This window comes from Sphaerisporangium sp. NPDC051011 (genome assembly GCF_040653595.1).
Classification (GTDB): domain Bacteria; phylum Actinomycetota; class Actinomycetes; order Streptosporangiales; family Streptosporangiaceae; genus Sphaerisporangium.
Genome location: NZ_JBFAGG010000006.1, coordinates 178,074 through 198,716, shown reverse-complemented (window position 1 = coordinate 198,716; position 20,643 = coordinate 178,074). Strand labels below are relative to the sequence as shown.

General features: G+C 70.7%; 20 protein-coding genes and 2 tRNA genes. 17 read left to right on the top strand and 5 right to left on the bottom strand.

All coding sequences use genetic code 11. The annotated features are described in order from the left end of the window. Positions 1 to 198 precede the first annotated feature (198 nt). The 9 genes from AB0H21_RS16065 (at position 199) to AB0H21_RS16025 (ending at position 7,414) form a co-directional block, all read left to right on the top strand. On the top strand, positions 199 to 2,727 hold the full coding sequence (locus tag AB0H21_RS16065) for an MFS transporter (RefSeq protein ID WP_358516836.1): 2,529 nt from the start codon (positions 199 to 201) through the stop codon (positions 2,725 to 2,727). 100 nt (positions 2,728 to 2,827) lie between these two features. Further along, a complete protein-coding gene (locus tag AB0H21_RS16060) occupies positions 2,828 to 3,355 on the top strand; it encodes a MarR family winged helix-turn-helix transcriptional regulator (protein ID WP_358516835.1) in 528 nt (175 codons plus the stop codon). Positions 3,356 to 3,680: 325 nt separating this feature from the next. After that, a complete protein-coding gene (locus AB0H21_RS16055) occupies positions 3,681 to 3,899 on the top strand; it encodes a transposase (RefSeq protein WP_358516833.1) in 219 nt (72 codons plus the stop codon). Positions 3,900 to 4,056: 157 nt separating this feature from the next. Continuing rightward, positions 4,057 to 4,129 (top strand) — tRNA-Thr (locus AB0H21_RS16050). Between the two features lie 226 nt (positions 4,130 to 4,355). Next, positions 4,356 to 4,429: transfer RNA gene (locus tag AB0H21_RS16045), tRNA-Met, on the top strand. Positions 4,430 to 4,506: 77 nt separating this feature from the next. Further along, on the top strand, positions 4,507 to 4,671 hold the full coding sequence (gene rpmG, locus AB0H21_RS16040; RefSeq protein ID WP_114028158.1) for a 50S ribosomal protein L33: 165 nt from the start codon (positions 4,507 to 4,509) through the stop codon (positions 4,669 to 4,671). A 668-nt stretch (positions 4,672 to 5,339) separates the two neighbouring features. Further along, on the top strand, positions 5,340 to 5,789 hold the full coding sequence (locus tag AB0H21_RS16035; protein ID WP_358516831.1) for a MaoC family dehydratase N-terminal domain-containing protein: 450 nt from the start codon (positions 5,340 to 5,342) through the stop codon (positions 5,787 to 5,789). Positions 5,790 to 5,791: 2 nt separating this feature from the next. Continuing rightward, a complete protein-coding gene (locus tag AB0H21_RS16030) occupies positions 5,792 to 6,220 on the top strand; it encodes a MaoC family dehydratase (protein WP_358516829.1) in 429 nt (142 codons plus the stop codon). 144 nt (positions 6,221 to 6,364) lie between these two features. After that, positions 6,365 to 7,414 (top strand): UDP-N-acetylmuramate dehydrogenase, encoded by a 1,050-nt coding sequence (locus AB0H21_RS16025; RefSeq protein ID WP_358516827.1) that lies wholly within the window; start codon positions 6,365 to 6,367, stop codon positions 7,412 to 7,414. Positions 7,415 to 7,641: 227 nt separating this feature from the next. On the opposite strand, the gene AB0H21_RS16020 is transcribed toward AB0H21_RS16025, so the two are convergent. The 3 genes from AB0H21_RS16020 to AB0H21_RS16010 all read right to left on the bottom strand — a co-directional run bounded on the left by AB0H21_RS16020 (position 7,642) and on the right by AB0H21_RS16010 (position 11,901). Continuing rightward, positions 7,642 to 8,208: a TMEM165/GDT1 family protein gene (locus AB0H21_RS16020; RefSeq protein WP_358516825.1), complete on the bottom strand. Its 567-nt coding sequence runs from the start codon at positions 8,206 to 8,208 to the stop codon at positions 7,642 to 7,644. 335 nt (positions 8,209 to 8,543) lie between these two features. Further along, positions 8,544 to 11,459: an AAA family ATPase gene (locus AB0H21_RS16015; RefSeq protein ID WP_358516823.1), complete on the bottom strand. Its 2,916-nt coding sequence runs from the start codon at positions 11,457 to 11,459 to the stop codon at positions 8,544 to 8,546. A 274-nt stretch (positions 11,460 to 11,733) separates the two neighbouring features. After that, complete coding sequence (locus AB0H21_RS16010; RefSeq protein ID WP_358516821.1) at positions 11,734 to 11,901, bottom strand: hypothetical protein; 168 nt, start codon at positions 11,899 to 11,901, stop codon at positions 11,734 to 11,736. Between the two features lie 274 nt (positions 11,902 to 12,175). Between AB0H21_RS16010 and deoC the strand changes: the two genes are divergently transcribed. From deoC to AB0H21_RS15980, 6 genes are all read left to right on the top strand, one after another. Next, positions 12,176 to 13,129 carry a deoxyribose-phosphate aldolase gene (deoC, locus tag AB0H21_RS16005; protein ID WP_358517306.1) on the top strand — a complete coding sequence of 318 codons (954 nt, stop codon included), beginning with the start codon at positions 12,176 to 12,178 and terminating at the stop codon, positions 13,127 to 13,129. Between the two features lie 11 nt (positions 13,130 to 13,140). Continuing rightward, positions 13,141 to 14,580, top strand: a complete 1,440-nt coding sequence (locus AB0H21_RS16000) for an aldehyde dehydrogenase family protein (protein ID WP_358516819.1) — start codon at positions 13,141 to 13,143, stop codon at positions 14,578 to 14,580. Next, a complete protein-coding gene (locus tag AB0H21_RS15995) occupies positions 14,564 to 14,773 on the top strand; it encodes a hypothetical protein (RefSeq protein ID WP_358516817.1) in 210 nt (69 codons plus the stop codon). The genes AB0H21_RS16000 and AB0H21_RS15995 overlap by 17 nt, the downstream gene beginning before the upstream one ends. Further along, the gene (locus AB0H21_RS15990) at positions 14,766 to 15,638 is read left to right on the top strand and encodes an aldehyde dehydrogenase family protein (protein WP_358516815.1); all 873 of its coding nucleotides are present in this window, start codon (positions 14,766 to 14,768) and stop codon (positions 15,636 to 15,638) included. Before AB0H21_RS15995 ends, AB0H21_RS15990 begins: the two co-directional genes overlap by 8 nt. Positions 15,639 to 15,982: 344 nt before the next feature. Beyond that, positions 15,983 to 16,153: a hypothetical protein gene (locus AB0H21_RS15985; RefSeq protein ID WP_358516813.1), complete on the top strand. Its 171-nt coding sequence runs from the start codon at positions 15,983 to 15,985 to the stop codon at positions 16,151 to 16,153. 155 nt (positions 16,154 to 16,308) lie between these two features. Next, on the top strand, positions 16,309 to 17,334 hold the full coding sequence (locus AB0H21_RS15980; protein WP_358516811.1) for a YbhN family protein: 1,026 nt from the start codon (positions 16,309 to 16,311) through the stop codon (positions 17,332 to 17,334). Here the strand turns inward: AB0H21_RS15980 and AB0H21_RS15975 are convergent. Continuing rightward, entirely contained in the window at positions 17,291 to 17,866 is a 576-nt protein-coding gene (locus tag AB0H21_RS15975; RefSeq protein WP_358516809.1) for a hypothetical protein, read from the bottom strand. The genes AB0H21_RS15980 and AB0H21_RS15975 overlap by 44 nt on opposite strands. A gap of 194 nt (positions 17,867 to 18,060) precedes the next feature. Between AB0H21_RS15975 and AB0H21_RS15970 the strand changes: the two genes are divergently transcribed. Both AB0H21_RS15970 and lipB read left to right on the top strand, forming a co-directional pair. After that, positions 18,061 to 18,252: a PspC domain-containing protein gene (locus tag AB0H21_RS15970; RefSeq protein ID WP_358516807.1), complete on the top strand. Its 192-nt coding sequence runs from the start codon at positions 18,061 to 18,063 to the stop codon at positions 18,250 to 18,252. Positions 18,253 to 18,323: 71 nt separating this feature from the next. Next, the gene (gene lipB / locus AB0H21_RS15965) at positions 18,324 to 18,983 is read left to right on the top strand and encodes a lipoyl(octanoyl) transferase LipB (RefSeq protein WP_358516806.1); all 660 of its coding nucleotides are present in this window, start codon (positions 18,324 to 18,326) and stop codon (positions 18,981 to 18,983) included. Between the two features lie 52 nt (positions 18,984 to 19,035). Here the strand turns inward: lipB and AB0H21_RS15960 are convergent, their stop codons facing one another. Next, positions 19,036 to 20,595, bottom strand: a complete 1,560-nt coding sequence (locus AB0H21_RS15960; RefSeq protein WP_358516805.1) for an amino acid permease — start codon at positions 20,593 to 20,595, stop codon at positions 19,036 to 19,038. Between the last annotated feature and the right edge of the window lie 48 nt (positions 20,596 to 20,643).

Genomic DNA, 20,643 nt, shown 5'->3' with positions numbered 1-20,643 from the left:
CCAGACCCGCACGGCCCAGACCCGCACGGCCCAGACCCGCACGGCCCAGACCCGCACGGCCCAGACCCGCACGGCCCAGACCCGCACGGCCCAGACCCGCACGGCCCAGACGGTGCCTCAGACAGTGCCTCAGACAGTGCCCCAGATGGTGCCTCAGACAGTGCCCCAGATGGTGCCTCAGACAGTGAAAGGACATTGATGACAACCGCAGTACCGGCCGGGGTGCGGGAGGCGGCGCCCGAACCGGCCGCCCCCATGACGCACCGCGAGATCCTTGAAGCGCTGTCGGGCCTGCTGCTCGGCATGTTCGTGGCGATCCTGTCGTCGACCGTCGTCTCCAACGCCCTCCCGACGATCATCGCCGACCTGCACGCCGACGAGACCACCTACACCTGGGTCATCACCTCGACGCTGCTCGCCACGACGATCTCCACCCCCATCTGGGGCAAGCTCGCCGACCTGATGAGCAAGAAGATCCTGGTCCAGCTCGGCCTCGCCATCTTCGTGCTCGGCTCGGCCATCGCGGGCCTCGCGCAGAACCCGGGGATGCTCATCGGGGCCCGTGTCGTCCAGGGCCTCGGCGTGGGCGGCCTCACCGCGCTCGCCCAGGTCATCATGGCAGCGATCATCTCGCCGCGTGAGCGCGGCCGGTACTCCGGCTACCTCGGCGCGGTGTTCGCGCTCGCCACCATCGGCGGCCCGCTCATCGGCGGCGTCATCGTGGACACCTCCTGGCTCGGCTGGCGCTGGTGCTTCTACGTCGGCGTGCCGTTCGCCGTGATCGCGCTGCTCGTCCTGCAGAAGACCCTGCACGTCCCGACGCTCAAGCGCGAGGTCAAGATCGACTGGACGGGCGCGGTCCTCATCTCCGCGGCGGTGTCGCTGCTGCTGGTGTGGGTGTCGTTCGCGGGCAACAAGTACGACTGGCTGTCGTGGCAGACCGCCGCGATGGTCGGTGGCGCGGTCGTCCTCGGCCTGTTCTTCCTGCTGGCCGAGGCGCGGGCGAGCGAGCCCATCGTCCCGCTGCGGCTGTTCCGCAACAGCGCGATCAGCCTCGCCGTCGCGGCCAGCCTGTTCGTCGGCGTCGCGATGTTCGGCGCGACGACGTTCCTCAGCCAGTACTTCCAGCTCGCGCGCGGCGAGTCGCCGACCATGGCCGGCATCATGACCCTGCCGATGATCCTCGGTCTCGCCGTGTCGTCCACGGTCGCCGGGCAGATCATCACCCGCACGGGACGCTGGAAGATCTTCCTGGTCATCGGCGGCCTCTTCCTGACGGCCGGGTTCGGCCTGATGGGGACGCTGCGGTACGACACCGAGTACTGGATCGTCGCCGTCTACATGTTCTGCGTCGGCGTGGGCGTCGGAATGACCATGCAGAACCTCGTCCTGTCGGTGCAGAACCAGGTCAGGCCGGAGGAACTGGGCGCGGCCAGCTCGGTCGTGGCGTTCTTCCGCACGCTCGGCGGCGCGCTCGGCGTCTCGGCGCTCGGCGCCCTGCTCGGCAACCGGGTCGTCCACTACCTGGAGGAGGGCCTGGCCAAGCTCGGCGTCACGGCCATGCCGGGCGACGGCTCGGTTCCCGTCCTGTCGTCGCTGCCCGCCCCGGTCCGTACGGTGGTCGAGAGCGCGTACGGGCACGGAGCAGGCGACATCTTCCTGTACGCGGCGCCGTTCGCCCTGCTCGCCCTGATCAGCATGCTGTTCATCCGGGAGGTGCCACTGCGCACGTCCAACGCCGAGCAGATCCGGGCCGCCGCCGACGAGTACGCCCCCGTCCGGAACGGTTCGACGCCCGGCCGTCACGCGCAGCGCGAAACCCAGGAACTGGTCTCCGTGGGCGTCGAGCCCGCGGCGAACGGCCTCGCGGCGTCCCGCAACGGCAGCGCGCGGGAGGCGTACGTCGCGGCGGCGCGGGTGCGCGACGCGTACGCCGCGGCGGCGCGGGTGCGCGACGCGTTCGACGCGCCCACAGCGGGGGACGTGGGAAACACGGAGGGCGGCAGCGGGATCCGCGGGTTCGTCCGGGGCGCCGACGGCGGGCCGGTAGGCCACGCCACCCTCACGCTGATCGACGTGCGCGGGCACCAGCTCGGCCGCGCGGTCACGCGGCCGGACGGCGGCTACGACCTGTGGACGCCCGGGAGCGGCACCTACGTGCTCATCGCGTCCGCCGGCGATCACGATCCGCAGGTGGCCACGCTCGTCGTCGGCGACCAGCCGCTCGACTTCGACGTGGTGCTGGCCGGCTCCGGCCGCCTGCTCGGCACCGTCCGCACCCCCGGCGGCCTGCCCGTCGCCGAGGCGATGGTCGTCGTCACCGACGTGCGGGGCGAGGTCGTCTCGACGGGCACGACCGACGCGGCCGGCGCCTTCGGCTTCGCCGGGATCGTCGCCGGCGTCTACACCCTCACGGTCAGCGCGGCGGGGCACCGCCCGGCGGCCGTCCCGGTCGAGGTCGGCATCGGCCAGACCAGGCAGGACGTCGAGCTGCTCGGCGCCGCCCAGGTCAGGGGCACGGTCCGGGTGAAGGACGGCGGGCCGCTCGCCGACGCGCGGGTCACGCTGCTCGACGGCGCGGGGAACGTGGTCGGCTCCTCGACCACCGGCGCGGACGGCGAGTACGCGTTCGCCGACCTCACCGGCGGCCAGTACACCGTCATCGCCACGTTGAAGGTCGAGCTGGACGTCCAGGCCGTCCAGGGGGAACGCCTGCCCGAGTCCTGATCGTTGGGCGTCGGGGCGTCCGCGCGCGGCGCCCGTGCCCGCGTGCCCGGAGATGGGCGGCGCCGGGCGTTCGATACTGGAACAGAGAGGAGGCTTCACGATGACCGAGACTCAGGCGGCGCCGTCCGCCGAGGCGCCCGAGGGGATCCCGGGCGACGAGTACGAGGCGTTCCGTGCGGTCGAGCGTCAACTGGGCGTCCTCTTCCGGCGCTCGCGCGCGCTGTCGGCCGAGATGGGCCGCGAGGTGCACCCCGAGTTGGAGCCCGGCGCGTACGGGATTCTGGTCCGCATCGACGAGGCCGCCCCGGCGCGGCCGAGCGACCTGGCCGCCTACTTCGGCGTCGGCAAGGGGACGATCAGCCGTCAGCTGAAGGTGCTGGACGAGCTCGGGCTGATCGGGCGCCAGCCGGACCCGCTCGACGGCCGCGCCCACCTGCTCGATCTGACACCGGAGGGCCGGGCGAGGCTCCTACGCGCCCGTACGGCCCGCCAGCGGCGTTTCCACGCGCTGCTGGGCACCTGGCCGCAGGAGGACGTCCGGTTGCTGGCGCGCATGCTGGAGCGCTTCAACACCCTCGCCGAGAGCCCGGCCCTCACCGGCGGCCCGGAGGAGCCCGGCCGGGCCTGAACCTGGCCTGAACCTGGCCTGAACGGGCTTCCTCCCGCCGCTCACTTCGTGGGCAGGGGCGATGCCGCCGCCGTTCCCCGGGGCGTACGCCGTGATGCCCGGGGGAGGGGGACCAGTCGTTGTGATGGTGGTGGCGCTCGTACGCTGGGGCGCCTTAACGGTAAATTTCGTTGAACAATACGACAAGGGGTTTGAGGGATGAAATCGGCGGGATGTCCTTCGCGGTGGGACTGACGTGCCCTTTCGCGCTGGAGGGTCGATTGGTGACCTGGGGATGCGTGTCGTTTCCCGAAACTGACGGTGCTTGGGAATACTCTGTCCGGCTATGGAGACGCGCTGGGTCGGGCCCGACGGCTACGAGATAACGGCCGCGACGCGCGACGGCCGTCAGGTGCTCCGTCTTCGCCGGTACGGAGAACTGGTCGCCGACTGCTTCGCGGTGGACGAGTTGCGCCGTTTCGTCGACCTCGCAGATCTGTGCGAAGTGGTCACCCTGCCCTTCGGGGAACGGTCGCCGACGAGGCGTCGCGAGGCCGTCCGCTAACCCTCGCGGGCCGGGCGCCGGCACGGGTTCCGGGGCCCGGCGTGCGCGGCGCCGGACGGGTTCCCCGATGGGCGTTCTGATTCGCGTCGGTCGCGGGGTCCGTGTATGGTTACACCTGTCCGCAGCGCGACGCGGGAACGCGGAACGCGAGTGACAGGCCCCTTTAGCTCAGTCGGCAGAGCGTCTCCATGGTAAGGAGAAGGTCTACGGTTCGATTCCGTAAAGGGGCTCGACAGCGCAAACGCCCTCTCTCGGGTTTCCGGGGTGGGGCTTTTCGCTTGGGTGGGTTATCTGACCGTGCTCAATAGTCCGCCTGCCGAATAAAGGGGAAGTGCAGGCGTCCAGCGATCAGGCATACTGGGAGCACCTAGCCCAGATCGGGTACGTGAACACGTGTACGCGATCGTCGTACAGGTCGGGTATCCTTTCCAAGCCGGTCGCGTTCGTCGACCCTGAGGCGGAGTAGCTCAGTCAGGCAGAGCAAGCGGCTCATAATCGCTGTGTCGCCGGTTCAAGTCCGGCCTCCGCTACTACCCTGCCGGGTTTCCTGTGAAGGTCACCTGGTTCGGGTTGTCCATGTGTCCCAAACGTAGAAAGGCACTCCCACGTGGCTGCCACCGACGTTAGGCCGAAGATCACGCTGGCCTGCCAGGAGTGCAAGCACCGCAACTACATCACGCGGAAGAACCGGCGTAACGACCCGGACCGGCTTGAGCTGAAGAAGTACTGCCCCAACTGCAAGTGCCACCGTCCTCACCGCGAGACCCGCTAGGCACACGCCGTCTCGGCGCCCTGGGGCGCTGAGAGGGGCGCGGCGGTCCTTTCGAGGTCCATCCGGTCCGCCGAGTTCCGAGCTACGTGATCGCCGGTCGTACCGGCCGTCGCGGTCTTCCGTCGATCCGTCCGGGGGTAGGCACGGGTCGGTCGCGGATGCTCCTATCTGTTCGCGCGCTCGCTGGTCTATCGGTGCGCGGCGGAGACGATCTCGGGGGCGTGGTACGGCGAATGTCCGCCTGAGGCGGGTCGCCGAGTGGGCTCGCCCGGCGCGGCGGCCGGCATCGCCGTCGTAGGTGCGGTGCCAGGCATCGGCTGGGTTCTGTGTGCGTGACCGGCGTTCCATGACGGAACGCCGGTTTTCCGTATGCGCGGAAACCGATGGGTATTGTGCATTTGGTGGGCGTCCCATGTGCGTTCGCCCTTGGTGAGCGGGATCGGCCTGAGGCTGGTCTCGGTGAGGGGCCGAGGCGGGCTCCCGCGATGTGATCACCGCGACAGGCCGGGCTCCGCCGGTTCGCGGAGGAAACGGGCTAGCGTTCTCCGTGTCCGGCGGAATGACGCGAGGCCGCGGGGGTGGGAACGTTCTTCCGCCCGACCACGGCCGAAGGTTGTTCTGTTACCGTCGGGCGCAACAGCTTCGCGTTCCGAAAGGGCACCCGCACGATGGCTTTGAACCGCGATTTCGTCGGGAGGACATACCCGGCGTCCACCTCTTACGAGGTGAGCCGCGTCAAGATCAAGGAGTTCGCGGCCGCCATCGGCGATCACAACCCGATCTACCGCGACCCCGAGGCCGCCCGCGCCGCCGGTCACCCCGACGTCGTCGCCCCGCCGACGTTCCCCATCGTGTTCACCCTCGCCGGCGCCGGGGAGGCGCTGGTCGACCCCGATCTGGGGCTCGACTTCGCCATGGTCGTCCACGGCGAGCAGCGGTTCGAGTACGTCCGCCCCATCCACGCCGGCGACGAGCTGCTCTGCGAGTCCACGATCTCCGAGATCCGCAGCATGGGCCGCAACGAGCTGCTCACCGTCACGAGCCAGGTGACGACCGTCCAGGGCGAGCCGGTCTGCACCACCTACAACACGCTGATCGAGCGGGGAGGGGCGAAGTAGGCATGGGCGCCACCATCAAGTACGACGAGGTCGAGATCGGCCTGCAGATCCCGGCCGTCGGGTACCCCGTCCACCGCGTCAACCTGGTCATGTACGCCGGGGCGTCGGGCGACTTCAATCCGATCCACTGGAACGAGCGGTACGCCAAGGCCGTCGGCCTGCCCGACGTGATCGCGCACGGCATGTTCACCATGGCCCAGGCCGGGCGGTTCGTCACCGACTGGGCGGGCGACCCGGGCGCGCTTGTCGACTACGGCGTGCGGTTCTCGTCCATGGTCGTCGTCCCGGACAACGACGAGGGCGCCGTGATCACGGTCAGCGGCGTCGTCGAGGACAAGCTGGACGACAACCGGGTGGTCATCTCGCTGACGGCGAGGTCCGGCGACTCCCGGGTGCTGTCCAAGGCCCGCGCCACCGTACGCCTCGCCTGACCTGCCCTTTCGTACCTCTGCGCTCGGGCGGCCGGTAGGCCCGTGCCCCGGATGGGCGGGGAGCGGGGCGGTCCGGTCTAGGCTTGAGGGCCGGTGCGCGGTGTCCTCGCGCCCGCGGACGCTTCGGGGTGCTGGGAAGGGTGCATGGCTGACCATGTGGGTGGTGTACGGCTCGCCCCGTACACCACGTTGAGGGTGGGCGGGGCGGCCCGCGCCTTCGTGGAGGCACGTTCCGGGGACGAGTTGGTCGCGCTGGTGGCCGAGGCCGACCGCGCCGGGGAGCCGGTGCTGCTGCTGGGCGGCGGCAGCAACCTGGTCGTGTCCGACGACGGGTTCGACGGGCTCGTGATCAAGGTCTCCTCGCGGGGGGCCGAGGTCCTGGACCGGGGGGACGGCGCGGTGGCGGTCGCCGTCGAGGCCGGGGAGGACTGGGACGCGCTGGTCGCGCGGACGGTCACGGAAGGGTGGTCCGGGCTGGAGTGCCTGTCGGGCGTCCCGGGGTCGGTCGGGTCGACGCCGATCCAGAACGTCGGCGCGTACGGGCAGGACGTGTCGCAGACGATCACCGGGGTCCGCGTGTACGACCGTCGGGCGCGGGAGCTGCTCGATCTGGACGCCTCCCAGTGCGGCTTCGCGTACCGGCACAGCGTGTTCAAGGATGATCTCGCGCGTTATGTCGTGGTGTCGGTGACGTACGTGCTGGAGAAGTCGGATAAATCCGGGCCTGTTGCGTACAAGGAGCTGGCCGCGCGGCTCGGGGTGGAGCTCGGTGACCGGGTCGCCCTCGACGAGGTGCGCACGGCCGTCCTCGCGCTGCGGCGCGGCAAGGGCATGGTGCTGGACGCCGCCGACCCGGACACCCGCAGCGCCGGCTCGTTCTTCACCAACCCGATCCTGAGCGCCGCCGAGGCCGCCGAGCTGGAGCTCCGCGCGCCCGGGTTCCCCCGCTGGGACGTTCCGGGGGGTGCGGTGAAGGTGCCGGCCGCATGGCTGATCGAGCACGCCGGGTTCCTCAAGGGGTACGCGCGCGGCCCGGCGCGCATCTCGACCAAGCACACCCTCGCCCTGACCAACCCCGGTACGGCCACCGCGTCGGACATCCTGGCCCTGGCCCGCGAGGTGAAGGACGGCGTCGAAGCCAAGTTCGGCATAACCCTCGTCAACGAACCCATCTTCATCGGCCTGACCCTCTGACCTTCCTCTACGCCCGGGCGGCTCGACGTACAGGGGCGCCGTCGTCCCTTCCCGCCGTCGCGGCGCCGGGATCAACAGTCCACAGGGCGCGGGGTGTGGACGCCCTCGCCGCACCGGGTGGGTGCGGACGGGCCCGGCAGGTCAGCCGGGGTGACGGGTGCCGGCCGGGGATCTCAGAGGACGCGTCGAGGATGAGGGCGGTGCCGACGGGTGCGGGCCGTGGAGTGTCAGAGGACGGCTTCGAGGATGAGGGCGGCGCCGAAGAGGGCGAAGGCCGCGGCGGCGGCGTAGCGGATGATCTTCTCGGGCAGGTGCTTGCCGAGCATGCGGCCGACGACGATGGCCAGGGCGTCGGCGACGACCATGCCGACCGTGGAGCCGATCCACGTGCCGAACCAGCCGTGCTGGGTGGCGAGCGTGATCGTCGCGAGCATGGTCTTGTCGCCGAGTTCGCTGAGGAAGAAGGCGACGGTCACCGCGATCAGCGCGCTGCGGGTCGTGCGCTGCGCCTTCTGGGACTCCTCGTCGCTGAGCTCGTCCCCGCGCAGCGTCCACAGGGCGAAGCCGAGGAACGCGATGCCCGCCACGATGGCGATGGCCGTCTTCGGGAGCGCGTCGCCGATGAGCCCGCCGAGGCCGACGCTGAACAGGTGGACCACGGCCGTGGCGATGGTGATGCCGGCGAGGACCGGCCACGGTTTGAATCGGGTGGCGAACGTCATGGCCATGAGCTGGCTCTTGTCGCCCAGTTCGGCCACGAAGATGACGCCGAGACTGATCCAGAACGCTTCCACGGGGGGTCGCCCTTCTAGGTCGCGCGACCGGGCCGGGAGCGTGCACCGCAGGGAGTCAGGCGCGCGACCTCGGCCCGGTGGCGTGCGTGCATTGCCACAGGGCCGAAGGTCTCGTCCGCCTCGTCGAACCGAGGCCCGCGCGACCGGGCTTGCGCCAGCGTGTCGATCACGCGATTGGGACTACTCCCCTTCGGTGTTTCCACCTCACCCTAACCGATCCCCGGCGGAAGGTCGTTCACCAAAGCGCCGCTCATGAGCGCGTCTCCGGCGTCCGTGCGCGCGATCCCCTGACCCGCAGGCGATTCACGCCAAGGTAAAGAAAGGCGGGGAGGAGGTCAGCTCAGGAGGGACAGGCGGTACGCGGCGGCGGTGGCCTCGCCGCGGGTGGAGACGCCGAGCTTGGCGAGGATGTTGGAGACGTGCACGCTCACCGTCTTGGCCGAGATGAACAGCTCGGCCGCGATGTCCCGGTTCGACCGCCCGGCCGCGACCAGCCGCAGCACCTCGGTCTCCCGGGGGGTGAGGTCGGTGGCGGCGTGGGACGTGTCGCCGGGCTGGGCGGGGACGGATTCCGAGGAGAACGTCGTCCCGACGCGGCGGCCGAGGGCCTCGATCTCGGTCACCATCGGCCGCGCGCCGAGCGCGGACGCGATCGTGTGCGCCTCGGCCAGCCGCGCGGACGCCGTGTCGCGGTCACCGGCCTCGGCCGCGGCGGCCGCGATGTCCGTCAGCGCCCTCGCCTGGGGGTACGGACGGCCGAGGCGCCGCCAGGCGGCCTCCGCGGCCTCGAAGTCGCCGCGGAACGACAGCCGGAACGCCTCGGTCACCGGCCCGTGGGAGTCCAGGGTCGCGGCGAGCGTCATCGCCGCCGCCCGCACCTCCCGGGCCGCCTCGGGGGAGATCACGGCGGCGGCCTGGCAGACGCGCCGGCTCAGCGCCAGGATGCGCCAGCCCAGCATCGGCTTGCTGGAGTGCTGCGTCCCGCCGGACTCCGACAGCAGCGACGAGGTGACCTTGAGGGCCTGAAGGGGGTCTCCGCGCAGCAGGTGCAGTTCGATGAGCAGCCGCGCGTCGGTCATCCACTCCTGGGCGAACTCGGCGGGCTCGCCATGCATGGCCCCGATCTCGGCGAGGACGCGTTCGAGCAGGTCGGTCTCGCCGCGGGCCGCCGCGATGTCGGCGCGGGCCCGGATCAGATGGCCGCGGGTGCGCGGGATCGGGTCCATCGCGAGGGCCTGCTCGATGACCTCGACGGCCTCGTCCCAGCGCCCGAGCGAGTCCAGCGCCTCGGCGCGGTTGTTGGCGATGATCGCCCCGTTCACCCGGAACCGGCCGTACTGCCGGGCCACCGTCTCGCCTTCGAGGGCGAGTTCGACGGCCTGCTCGGAGCGGCCGAGGTTGTCCAGGGTGTCGACGTTGTTGGCCAGGGCGCGCAGCACGATGCGCGCCGTCCGCAGCCCCCGGCCGATCTCGGCGGCGCGCTCGTTGGTGCGGTAGGCGGCCTCGAGGTCGCCGGTGAGGGACTGGCCGAGCGCTAGGTTGGTGAGCAGCTCGGCCTCCAGGCACTGGTCGCCGATGTCGCGGGCGAGGGCCAGCGCCTCGTTGGTGAGCGCGGAGCCCTCCTCGGTCTGGTTGACGAACATCAGGAACGACCCGAGCTTGGTGAGGACGTGAGCGCGCGTGTACCCGGGCCAGGGGACCAGCCGCTCGGCGTAGCGCAGATCCTCCAGACCGCCGCGCCTGCCCTTGTCCTTCTTGAGCTGGGAGCGGCGGACGAGCAGGTGGGCGACGCGCTCGGGCTCGAGGGTCTCGTCCAGCTCGGCGAGCGCGCCCTTCACGAACTTCAGCCCGCGGTCGGTCTCGCCGCTGATGACCGCGGCCTCCGACGCCATCTCCAGGATCGTGGTCTGGTCGACGTTGATGCGCTCGGCGGCGTCGGGCACCCGGTCCCACAGCGCGAGGACGCGTTCCAGCAGCTGGATCTGCTCGGTGTAGGCGAACGCGTTGGCGGCCTTACCGGACGCCTCCCAGGCGGAGATGAGCGCCCACAGGTGGTCACGGGCCGAGTACCAGTGGTGGGCGATCTCGATCGAGGCGCGCCCGGGCGGCACGAGCCTGCGGTCGCGGTCGATCTCCTCGGCGAACCGCGCGTGGATGCGGTTGTGCTCGCCGGGCAGCATCTCTTCGTGCACGGCCTCGCGGATCAGCGCGTGCCGGAAGACGTACGTGCCGCCGTCGGCGACCTGGATGACGTTGCGGGCGATGGCGGGCCGCAGGGCGTTCTCGAGGTCGACGTCGGACAGGTCGGTGACCGCGCTCAGGAGCCGGTGGCCGACGCGGTTGCCCCCGGCGGCGGCGACGCGCAGCACGCGCTGGGTCTCCTCGGGCAGCCGTTCGACCGAGCCGATGATGAGGTCGTGGAGCGATTCGGGGACGTTGCGGTCGTCCTCGCGCTCCATCAGCGCCTCGACGAACAGCGGGATGCCCTCGCTGCGCTGGTAGACCTGTTCCACCAGCGCGAACTCCGGGGTGTCGCCGAGGATGCCGGCGATCTGCGCGGCGACCTCGGGCTTGCTGAGCCGGGGCAGGTCGAGCCTGACCACGCCGTCGACCCTGCCCAGCTCGGCGAGCACGGGACGGAGGGGATGCTGGCGGTGCAGCTCGTCGGACCGGTACGTGAGGATCATCAGGACGGGCGAGGTCCTGAGGTTGCGGCTCAGGAAGGCGATCAGGTCGCGGCTGGACCGGTCGGCCCAGTGGATGTCCTCGATGACGAGGATGACCGAGCGTCGCTCGGCGAGGCGGATCAGCAGGGTCAGGAACTGCTCGAAGAGGCGCGCGCGGCCGGTCTCGGTCTCGCGGTCGCCGCTGGGCTCGCCGAACTCGGGCAGGAGCCTGGCGAGGTCGCGCGCCGCGCCGCCGGGGAGCAGGGCCGCGACCTCGGCGGCGCCCATCTCTTTGACGAGCTGGCGCAGGGCCGCGGTGAAGGGGGCGTAGGCCAGCCCTTCCCTGGACAGCTCGACGCAGCCGCCGAGGAGGACGTGCGCGCCGGCGCAGGCCGCCTCGTCGGCGAAGCGCGTGACCAGGCGCGTCTTCCCGCCGCCCGCCTCACCGCCGAGAAGGACGGCGGAGGCGGCCTCCTTGCGGGCCTGCTCGAAGGCCTCGGACAGTGTGCGTAGTTCGTCCTCGCGTCCCACGAAGACGGGACTCACCATCCGGCCCAGCATGTCGGCAAGCATGTCATGACCCATGTGATGTTCCGCACCTGGTTTTCACGTTGTGATCTGTGGACGGGTAATGGCGGTGACCCGGCCGGATCCCCGGTCACCGCCCCCGTCACTTCCCCCGCGCCGTTCGCCGGTCACGGGGGTTGTGCTGCCCGGCCGGGAGGGAGGCTCCGGCCGGGCTTCGTGGTGCATCGTTTCCCGCGCCTTCCGGTGCGGGATGTTCCGGTGGTCGCCCGTGAGGCCGTGCCCTTGTGACGGCCGGCCCTGTTGCGACCGGTACGGGCGTCGTGCCGAGGGTTCACGAGGTGCGGAGCTTGCCGAAGGCCGCGCGCACGCGCTTGGGGGAGCCGCTCTCGCGGGACTTCCTGCCGGCGGCGGCCTCGCGGGCCCGGCGGTGGTCGTGGGCCTCGCGCTGGAGCTCGGCCACTCGGTCGACGATGAGCTGGTAGTGAAGCTCGGGAGCCATGGGGGTTCTCCTTGGGACGTCCCTTTTTCTGACACCTCTAGCCTCCGGCTAAGGCCCCCCTCGCCACATCGGACGGATGCCTTATCTCAGGCGTCGTCTTGGTCCTAGGTCCTTGGTTCTAGGGTCCTAGGAGCGTCTAGGCATGCCCGGGGAGGCCTTAGACGGGCTTGCGGCCCGGGTGCGGGCGACATTTGCTGAAATGTCGCCCGTCGTCTCGGCTGTGGCCCGGTTTGGAACAATCAGGCCGGTCGGCGATGCTGGGGAGGTGTCAACACTGACGACTCCGCTCGCCGAGGTCGCGGCGACGAACGCGACCCTGAGGGCATTCCTGCACGGCCTGCCCGGCGTCGATCGCGTGGGCGCCGACCAGCGGGCGGCCATGCTGGGAACCCGCTCGATCAAGACCACCGCCAAGGCCCAGGCCATCGACCTCGCCATATCGATGGTCGACCTCACCACCCTCGAAGGCGCGGACACTCCAGGCAAGGTGCGCGCGATGTGCGCCAAGGCCGTCCGCCCCGACCCCGGTGACCCCTCCGTGCCCAAGGTCGCCGCCGTCTGCGTCTACCCCGACCTGGTCGCGACGGCCGTCGAGGCGCTCGGGCGGTCCGGCGTGCGGGTGGCCAGCGTGGCGACGGGCTTCCCGAGCGGCCGCACCTCGCTGGAGGTCAAGGTACGCGACACCGAGCTCGCCGTGGCGGCCGGCGCGCACGAGATCGACATGGTGATCGACCGCGGCGCGTTCCTGTCCGGCGACTACCGCAAGGTCTTCGACGAGATCGCCGCGGTGCGGTCCGCCTGCGCGCGCGACGGCGGCGAGGACGCCCACCTGAAGGTCATCCTGGAGACCGGCGAGCTCGCGACCTACGACAACGTGCGCCGCGCGTCCTGGCTGGCCATGCTGGCGGGCGCCGACTTCATCAAGACCTCGACCGGCAAGGTCGCCCCCGCCGCGACGCTCCCGGTCACGCTGGTGATGCTGGAGGCCGTGCGCGACTTCCGCGCCCAGACCGGCCGCATGATCGGCGTCAAGCCCGCGGGCGGCATCCGCACCACCAAGGACGCGATCAAGTACCTCGTCCTGGTCAACGAGACGACCGGGCCCGACTGGCTGACCCCCGAGTGGTTCCGCCTGGGCGCATCCAGCGTGCTCAACGACCTGCTGATGCAGCGCCAGAAGCTGACCACCGGCCGCTACGCCGGCCCCGACTACTTCACCCTCGACTGAGGCGGCCTGACATGTTCGAATACGCACCGGCGCCCGAGTCGCGCGACGTCGTCGACATCCGGCCGTCCTACGGGCTCTTCATCAACGGCGAATGGGCCGACTCGCTCGGCGACGCGCGCGAGAAGACCATCAACCCGGCGAGCGAAGAGGTGCTCGCCGAGTTCGCCGTCGCGAGCGAGGCGGACGTCGACCGCGCCGTCGCGGCCGCGCGCAAGGCGTACGACGCGGTGTGGGGGCAGATGCCCGGCCGCGAGCGCGCCAAGTACCTGTTCAGGATCGCCCGCATCATCCAGGAGCGCGCCCGCGAACTGGCCGTGCTGGAGTCGCTGGACAACGGCAAGCCGATCCGCGAGTCGCGCGACGTCGACCTGCCGCTGGTCGCCGCCCACTTCTTCTACTACGCCGGCTGGGCCGACAAGCTGGGGTACGCGGGCCTCGGCGCCGACCCCAGGCCGCTCGGCGTGGCCGCGCAGGTCATCCCGTGGAACTTCCCGCTGCTCATGCTCGCGTGGAAGATCGCGCCCGCGCTGGCCTGCGGTAACACCGTCGTGCTCAAGCCCGCCGAGACGACGCCGCTGACCGCGCTGGCGTTCGCCGAGATCTGCCGCCAGGCGGACCTGCCGCCGGGCGTGGTCAACATCGTCACCGGCGCGGGCGAGACCGGCCAGGCCCTGGTCGACCACCCGGACGTGAACAAGGTCGCGTTCACCGGCTCCACCGAGGTCGGGCGGCTGATCGCCCGCTCGGTCGCCGGGTCGGGCAAGAAGCTCACGCTGGAGCTGGGCGGTAAGGCTGCGAACATCGTGTTCGACGACGCCGCCATCGACCAGGCCGTCGAGGGCATCGTGAACGGCATCTTCTTCAACCAGGGCCACGTCTGCTGCGCCGGCTCGCGGCTGCTGGTCCAGGAGTCGATCGAGGGCGAGCTGCTGGGCGCCCTCAAGCGGCGCCTGTCCACGCTGCGCATGGGCGACCCGTTGGACAAGAACACCGACATCGGCGCGATCAACTCCTCGGCCCAGCTCGCGAAGATCAGGGAGCTGAGCGAGGCGGGCGAGAGCGAGGGCGCCGAGCGCTGGTCCGCGTCCTGCCCGATCCCCGACAAGGGGTTCTGGTTCCCGCCCACGCTGTTCACCGGCGTGGCGCAGTCGCACAGGATCGCCCGCGAGGAGATCTTCGGCCCGGTGCTGTCGGTCCTGACGTTCCGCACGCCGGCCGAGGCCGTCGAGAAGGCCAACAACAGCCCCTACGGCCTGTCCGCCGGGGTGTGGACGGAGAAGGGCTCGCGCATCCTCTGGATGGCGGACAAGCTGCGCGCCGGCGTGGTCTGGGCGAACACCTTCAACAAGTTCGACCCGACGTCGCCGTTCGGCGGTTACAAGGAGTCCGGATACGGCCGCGAGGGCGGCAGGCACGGATTGGAGGCGTATCTCGATGTCCGACCCATGTGAGCACCGCAGGAGGCCCCGCCGGTCCCGCCGCGCGCAGGCCACGAAGGGACGCGCCTACGCCCGTGCGGGCCGCACGACCACGACCGTCCGTCAGGGATGGTTCGCCCACCGCTGCGGGGTGAGCCGCTGCCGCCAGGTGTTCGTGCCCGCACGGCTCTCGCCGGAAGAGATGACCTGGAGAGGCGATGACTGAGCCGGGCAGGCTGGCCGTTCGCAAGACGTACAAGCTGTACATCGGCGGGGCGTTCCCGCGGTCGGAGAGCGGAAGGTCCTACGTCGTGACCTCCTCCAAGGGCGAGTTCCTGGCCAACGCCTCGCGGGCCTCGCGCAAGGACGCCCGCGACGCGGTGTCGGCCGCGCGCAAGGCGTTCGCGGGCTGGTCCGGGGCGACCGCCTACAACCGGGGGCAGATCCTCTACCGCGTCGCCGAGATGCTGGAGGGGCGCCGGGCCCAGTTCGCCGCCGAGCTGGTCGACGCCGACGGCGTGTCGGCGCGCAAGGCCGGCGAGCTGGTCGACGCCGCCGTGGACCGCCTGGTCTGGTACGCGGGTTGGTCGGACAAGATCGGCGCGCTGCGCGGCGCGGCCAACCCGGTCGCGGGGCCGTACTTCAACCTCTCGACGCCGGAGCCGACGGGTGTGGTGGCCGTGGTGGCGCCGCCCACGGGGCCCCTGCTCGGCCTGATCTCGGTCATCGCGCCGGTGATCGTGACGGGCAACACCTGCGTGGTCGTGGCCTCCGAGCGGGCGCCGCTGCCGGCGATCACGCTGGGCGAGGTGCTGGCGACGTCCGACCTGCCGGGCGGGGTGGTCAACCTGCTCACGGGCCGGGTGGCCGAGCTGGCGCCCTGGCTGGCCTCGCACATGGACGTGAACGCGATCGACCTGACCGGCTGTCCGGAGGAGCTCGCGGTGGCCTGCGAGCGGGACGCCGCGGAGAACCTCAAGCGCGTGCTGCGTCCCGCCACCGGGAAGGTCGACTGGCTCGCCGACCCGGGCGTGGAGCGCATGACGGCCTTCCTGGAGACCAAGACCGTCTGGCACCCGATCGGGGTCTGACCGTTCCATCCATGAAAAGGGCGCCGGCCACGTGCCGGCGCCCTTTTCGCGCTCGGGGCCCTGCTCGCCGGTCTCGGCGAGGCGTTCCTGGCCGGCGTGGCGTTCGGCGCGCTGCCGAGGAATTTCGCCGGACTGGTCGCTGTTCCGTCCGGCATCGTGCTGACGATCGGGGTGGTCGGGTCGGGGCTGCTGCGGGCCATCGGCTTCGCCGGAGTGGGCCTCGGGGCGCTCCTGTTCATCCCGGTCGGCCTGCCCGCCAGTGGGGGGCCGCTTGGTGCCCGCTTTGTCCTGGAATGGTATGCCTGGGGCGCAGGTTTCTCTTTGTGGGACCGGGGGCGGAAGCGGTGCGGAACGTCGTCTACTTCGGTGGCGCCGCGCTCGCCGTGCCGCTCGCGGTCCTCGCCGGCCGGGCCCTGCTCGGCCTCGTCCTTCTCGTCCTTCTCGTTCTTCCGGCCCGGCGGCCCTCTGCCGAGCCAGAAGCCCCTCGCCACCCGGTGACCGCTTCCGGAATCTGAGGGCTACTCCCCAAAAGCGGTGAACCAACTGTTCGCTGCACGCCCGGACGTTTCGGGAAACCGGAAAGATCGGGCCGGGCAACTGTCGGGATCCGGCACTCGCCCGGCCCGCCCACGGACGTCATGATCCTCACGAGGAGGCGATGGTGGGAACGATGGCCGCAGAGAGGGCCAGTGAGATGGGCGACGCCGAGGCGCCCGCGGGCCGACCACCCCGGCCGCGGACCCGGCTGGTAGGGCGGTTGTTCATGATCGCCTGTGTGGTGGTCGTGGTGGTGACGTTCCGCGACCGACTGCCGGACCCCGGCGAGATATGGGCGCTGATGACGGGCGCCCACCCCGGCTGGCTCATCGTCGCCGTCACGCTGGAGACGTCGTCCATGCGCGCGTACGCCCGGCTGATCCGGCACCTGCTCACGGCGGGCGGCGCCCGGCTCACGCTCCCGCGCGCCGTGGCCGTGACCTACGCGCGCACCGCGGTGTCGAACTCCCTGCCCGGCGGCCAGGTGCTCAGCGTCGCGTACACCACCCGGCAACTGCGCGCGCTCGGCGCGACGACCCCGCTCATCGCCGCCACGCTCGTGCTGCTCGCGGTGTTCTCCACGATGACCTTCCTCGCGCTCGGCGTGGTCGCCCTGCTGGCCGAGCCCGCGACGCGCGCCCCCGCCGCGTGGATCCTGGCGGCGCTGGCCCTGACCGTCGCCCTGACGGTCAGGTTCCGCCCGCGCGGCCTCGTCCGGTGGCTCGCCGGGCGCGGCGGGCGCATGGGCGCCATGGTGCGGGGAGTGTGCGACGCGCGCGCGGCGATCTCGCTCACGCGGCGCGACGCGTTCGTCCTGCCCGGCCTGGCGCTGCTCAACTGGCTGCTCGACGTCGGCTGCCTGGTGGCCGTGTGCCTGGCCACCGGAGTCTCCGTCGGCCCGAACACGGTGCTGCTCGGCTACGTCGCCGCCAAGGCCGCCGGCGTGATGGCGCTCGTCCCCGGCGGCCTCGGCGTCACCGAGATCGGCATGGCCGCGACCTTCGCGGGAGCGGGAATGACGGGCGCCGCCGCCGCGGCCGTGGTGGCGATCTACCGGCTGATCTCGTACTGGGGCGTGCTGATCGCGGGATGGGGCGCCTGGCTGGTGCTGAACGTCATCGCGACTGGAGCGCGTCCAGAGCGACGGCCATCGCGATGATCAGCCGCCGGTCGAGCCGAGGGTCGTGGATCTCGACCATGTAGCGGTCGCGCAGGCCCCACTTGCGGTCCACCGAGAACGCGATCTGGGCGCCCACCCCGAAGTCGAAGTGATACGGCAGCCACGACAGCAACTCGGTGCGGCGCAGCAGGGCCACAAGCAGTCTGCGTTCCCGTCCGGTGAAGGTCGGCATGCCCGGCTGCTGGAAGTGCCACGTCGAGCGGAGCAGCGACTTGGCGAAGTCCTTCTTGAAGAAGCCGATCGGCTGCCCGTTGTGGTCGACGACGTCGTAGCCGCTGGCGAGGTCGATGACCTTGCGGGCCTTGAACCCGGCGAGCACGTACTCGCGGGAGTCGTCGGTGTAGAGCGTGACCTGCTCCTTTAACGCCATCCGCTTCTGCTCGGCGAAGGCGACCATCGGGCCCTCCGACCCGTCGGGCTGCTCAAGATGGACCGCATAGCGGTTCACCATCATGGTGATCTTCTGGCGCACCAGCAGCCGGCGCTGTGATTGTAAGGTCGCGAAGTCCATGTCGCTCTCCATGGTCGGGGGATTGCCACTGTAAGGGGTCCGTCTGGGAGCGCGGCGTCATGGTCTTCACCCCGGAACGACCCTGACCTCCCTCCGGGATGACCCTGATTTCCCCCGGGACGACTGAGGTCCGGGAACGGGGCATGGGTCTTCTTAGTTGGACGGACTGGAAGAAGATCCGGGGGAGGAGACAAATGCACCGGTCACGAGAACACAGGATCATCGCGGGAGTCTGCGGTGGCCTCGCCGAGAGCTGGGGATGGCGCCCCACGATGGTGCGCCTGCTGTTCGTGCTCTCCTGCATTCTGCCGGGGCCGCAGTTCCTCATCTACCTGCTCTTGTGGGTGTTGATCCCGAAGGCGCCGCCCCGTGCCGGGCGCTGGTAGCCCGTCCATGAGCCAGGCGCCGCGCGACGGCGGCGCCCGAATCGTCCATTCATAGGACGTATGCTCGGACTGTGAGCGAACGAATCGTACGCGCGCGGCCGCTGGCCCTGATCGAGGACGACCTGGTCGACTACGAGAAGGCCATGGAGCGCATGACCGAGCTGGTCGCGGCGCGCCAGCAGGACGAGCGGCCGGACACGTTGTGGCTGCTCAGCCACCCTCAGGTGTTCACCGTAGGGAAGCGCACGCTCCCCGAGCACATGCCCGACCCCGAGCGGGGCATCCCCGTCGTCGCGACCGGCCGCGGCGGCCAGCTCACCTACCACGGCCCCGGCCAGCTCGTCGGCTACCTGATCGTCAAGCTGCGGCCGGACGAGGGCGTCGTCGACTACGTCCGCGAGGTCGAGCTGCGGCTCGTCGAGGCCCTCGGCGAGCTGGGCCTGGCCGCGGAGCGGCGCGACACGCCTCCGGGGTCGGAGCTGCTCACCGGCGTCTGGACGCGCGACACCGGCCGGAAGATCGCCTCGATCGGCATGCGCGCCGGGCGGGGCGTCACCAGCCACGGCTTCGCCCTCAACGTGGACGGCGACCTGGACCCGTGGCACTACGCCGTGCCGTGCGGCATGCCGGAAGTCGAGATGACGTCCCTGGTCAATGAGGTCGCCTCCGCCCCGGATGCCGAGCGCGTCCGCCGCGTGGTGGCCGGGGCCTTCGAGGCGTCCTCCAGCTGACGAACCCCTCATCGGCTCGCGCCGCGCGGGCGCGAGCCGATGAGGCACGGGCTCAGCCGACCGGTTCGGCCTTTCCCGCGGGCAGCTCCTCGATGTTGCGGCGCGGGCCGCTGAACCAGTGGCGGGCCGAGACGAACCACCAGACGGCGATGGCGAGGATCACCGCCCCGACGGCGATCGGCGCGTAGTTGACGGCGGTCCAGGCGAAGTCGTCCGCGCCCGGCACCCCGGCGGGGCTGATCGGCAGGACGAAGTAGATCGAGATGACGATGATCTCGATCACCGCGATCCAGCCGAACGCCTTGTACTTGCTCCCGAGCGTCCACGGCCCCGGCTGGAACGCCGCGCCCATGCGCAGCCGCAGCCAGATCGGGATGAGGAACGCCAGGTAGAGCCCGATGACGGCGATCGACACGACGGCGAGGAACGCCACCGGCGTCGTCGAGCCCTCCGGCGCGTACAGGGCGGGGATCGTGATGAGCAGCGCCACGACGCAGCCGGCGATGATCGCGTTGACGGGCGTCCTGTTCTTGTCGACGCGTGACCACAGCCGCCAGCCGGGGATGGCGCCGTCGCGGGAGAAGGCGTAGGTCATGCGGGACATCGAGGTCACGCAGCTCATGCCGCAGAAGAACTGCCCGATGGTCGAGATGAGGAAGACGACCTTCACCAGGTTCGCCGGCAGCGAAGACTCGAAGATCGCGCCGACGAAGCCGCCCGCCTTGTTGACCGCGTCCACGTCGGTGGCGGCGAACAGGAAGGACAGCAGCAGCACCCAGCCGCCGATGGCCGAGTAGAAGATCGACTTCCACAGGCCCTTGGCGGCGCTCATGGCGGCGCCGTGCGTCTCCTCCGACACGTGCGCGCAGGCGTCGAAGCCGGTGATCGTGTACTGGGTGAGCAGGAAGCCGAGCGGCAGTACGTACAGCCAGAACGCCGGGCCGGAGGTGCCGTCGCCGAAGCCCGAGTTGTTGAACCGCTCGAACAGGAAGCCCACGCTCTGGTGTTCGGAGGGGCCGAAGACCAGGATCAGGATCACCACGGCCGCGCCGGCGACGTGCCACCACACCGAGATGTTCTGCAGGATCGAGATCAGGCGGTGGCTGTAGATGTTGATCAGCGCGTGCAGCACCAGGATGACCGCGAACAGCAGGAACGTCTGCTTGAGCGCGTCGCCGTTCGCCCAGCCCTCGTCGAACAGGCCGATCGTGATGTTCAGGAACGTGGCGCAGCCGTAGTCCACGGACGCGGTGACGGCGATCAGCCCGATCAGGTTCAGCCAGCCGGTGAACCACCCGTGGACGGGCCGGCCCAGCTTGGCGGCCCACCAGTAGATGCCGCCCGCCGTCGGGTAGGCCGAGACGAGCTCGGACATGCAGAAGCCGATGATCAGGATGAACGCCGAGATCACCGGCCAGCCGACGGAGATGGCGAGCGGCCCGCCGTTGTTCCACGCCTGGGCGAAGGTGGTGAAGCACCCGGCCAGGATCGAGATGATCGAGAAGGAGATCGCGAAGTTGGAGAAGCCGCTCCACGTTCGCGCCAGCTCCTGTTTGTAGCCGAGCTGGGCCAGGCGTTCGGCGTCGTCGTCGGGGTAGGACTGCTGGGCCATCGGGCCTCCTTGCGTGCGCGGTGGTGCCGTGGGGGGTGCGCGTCGGGC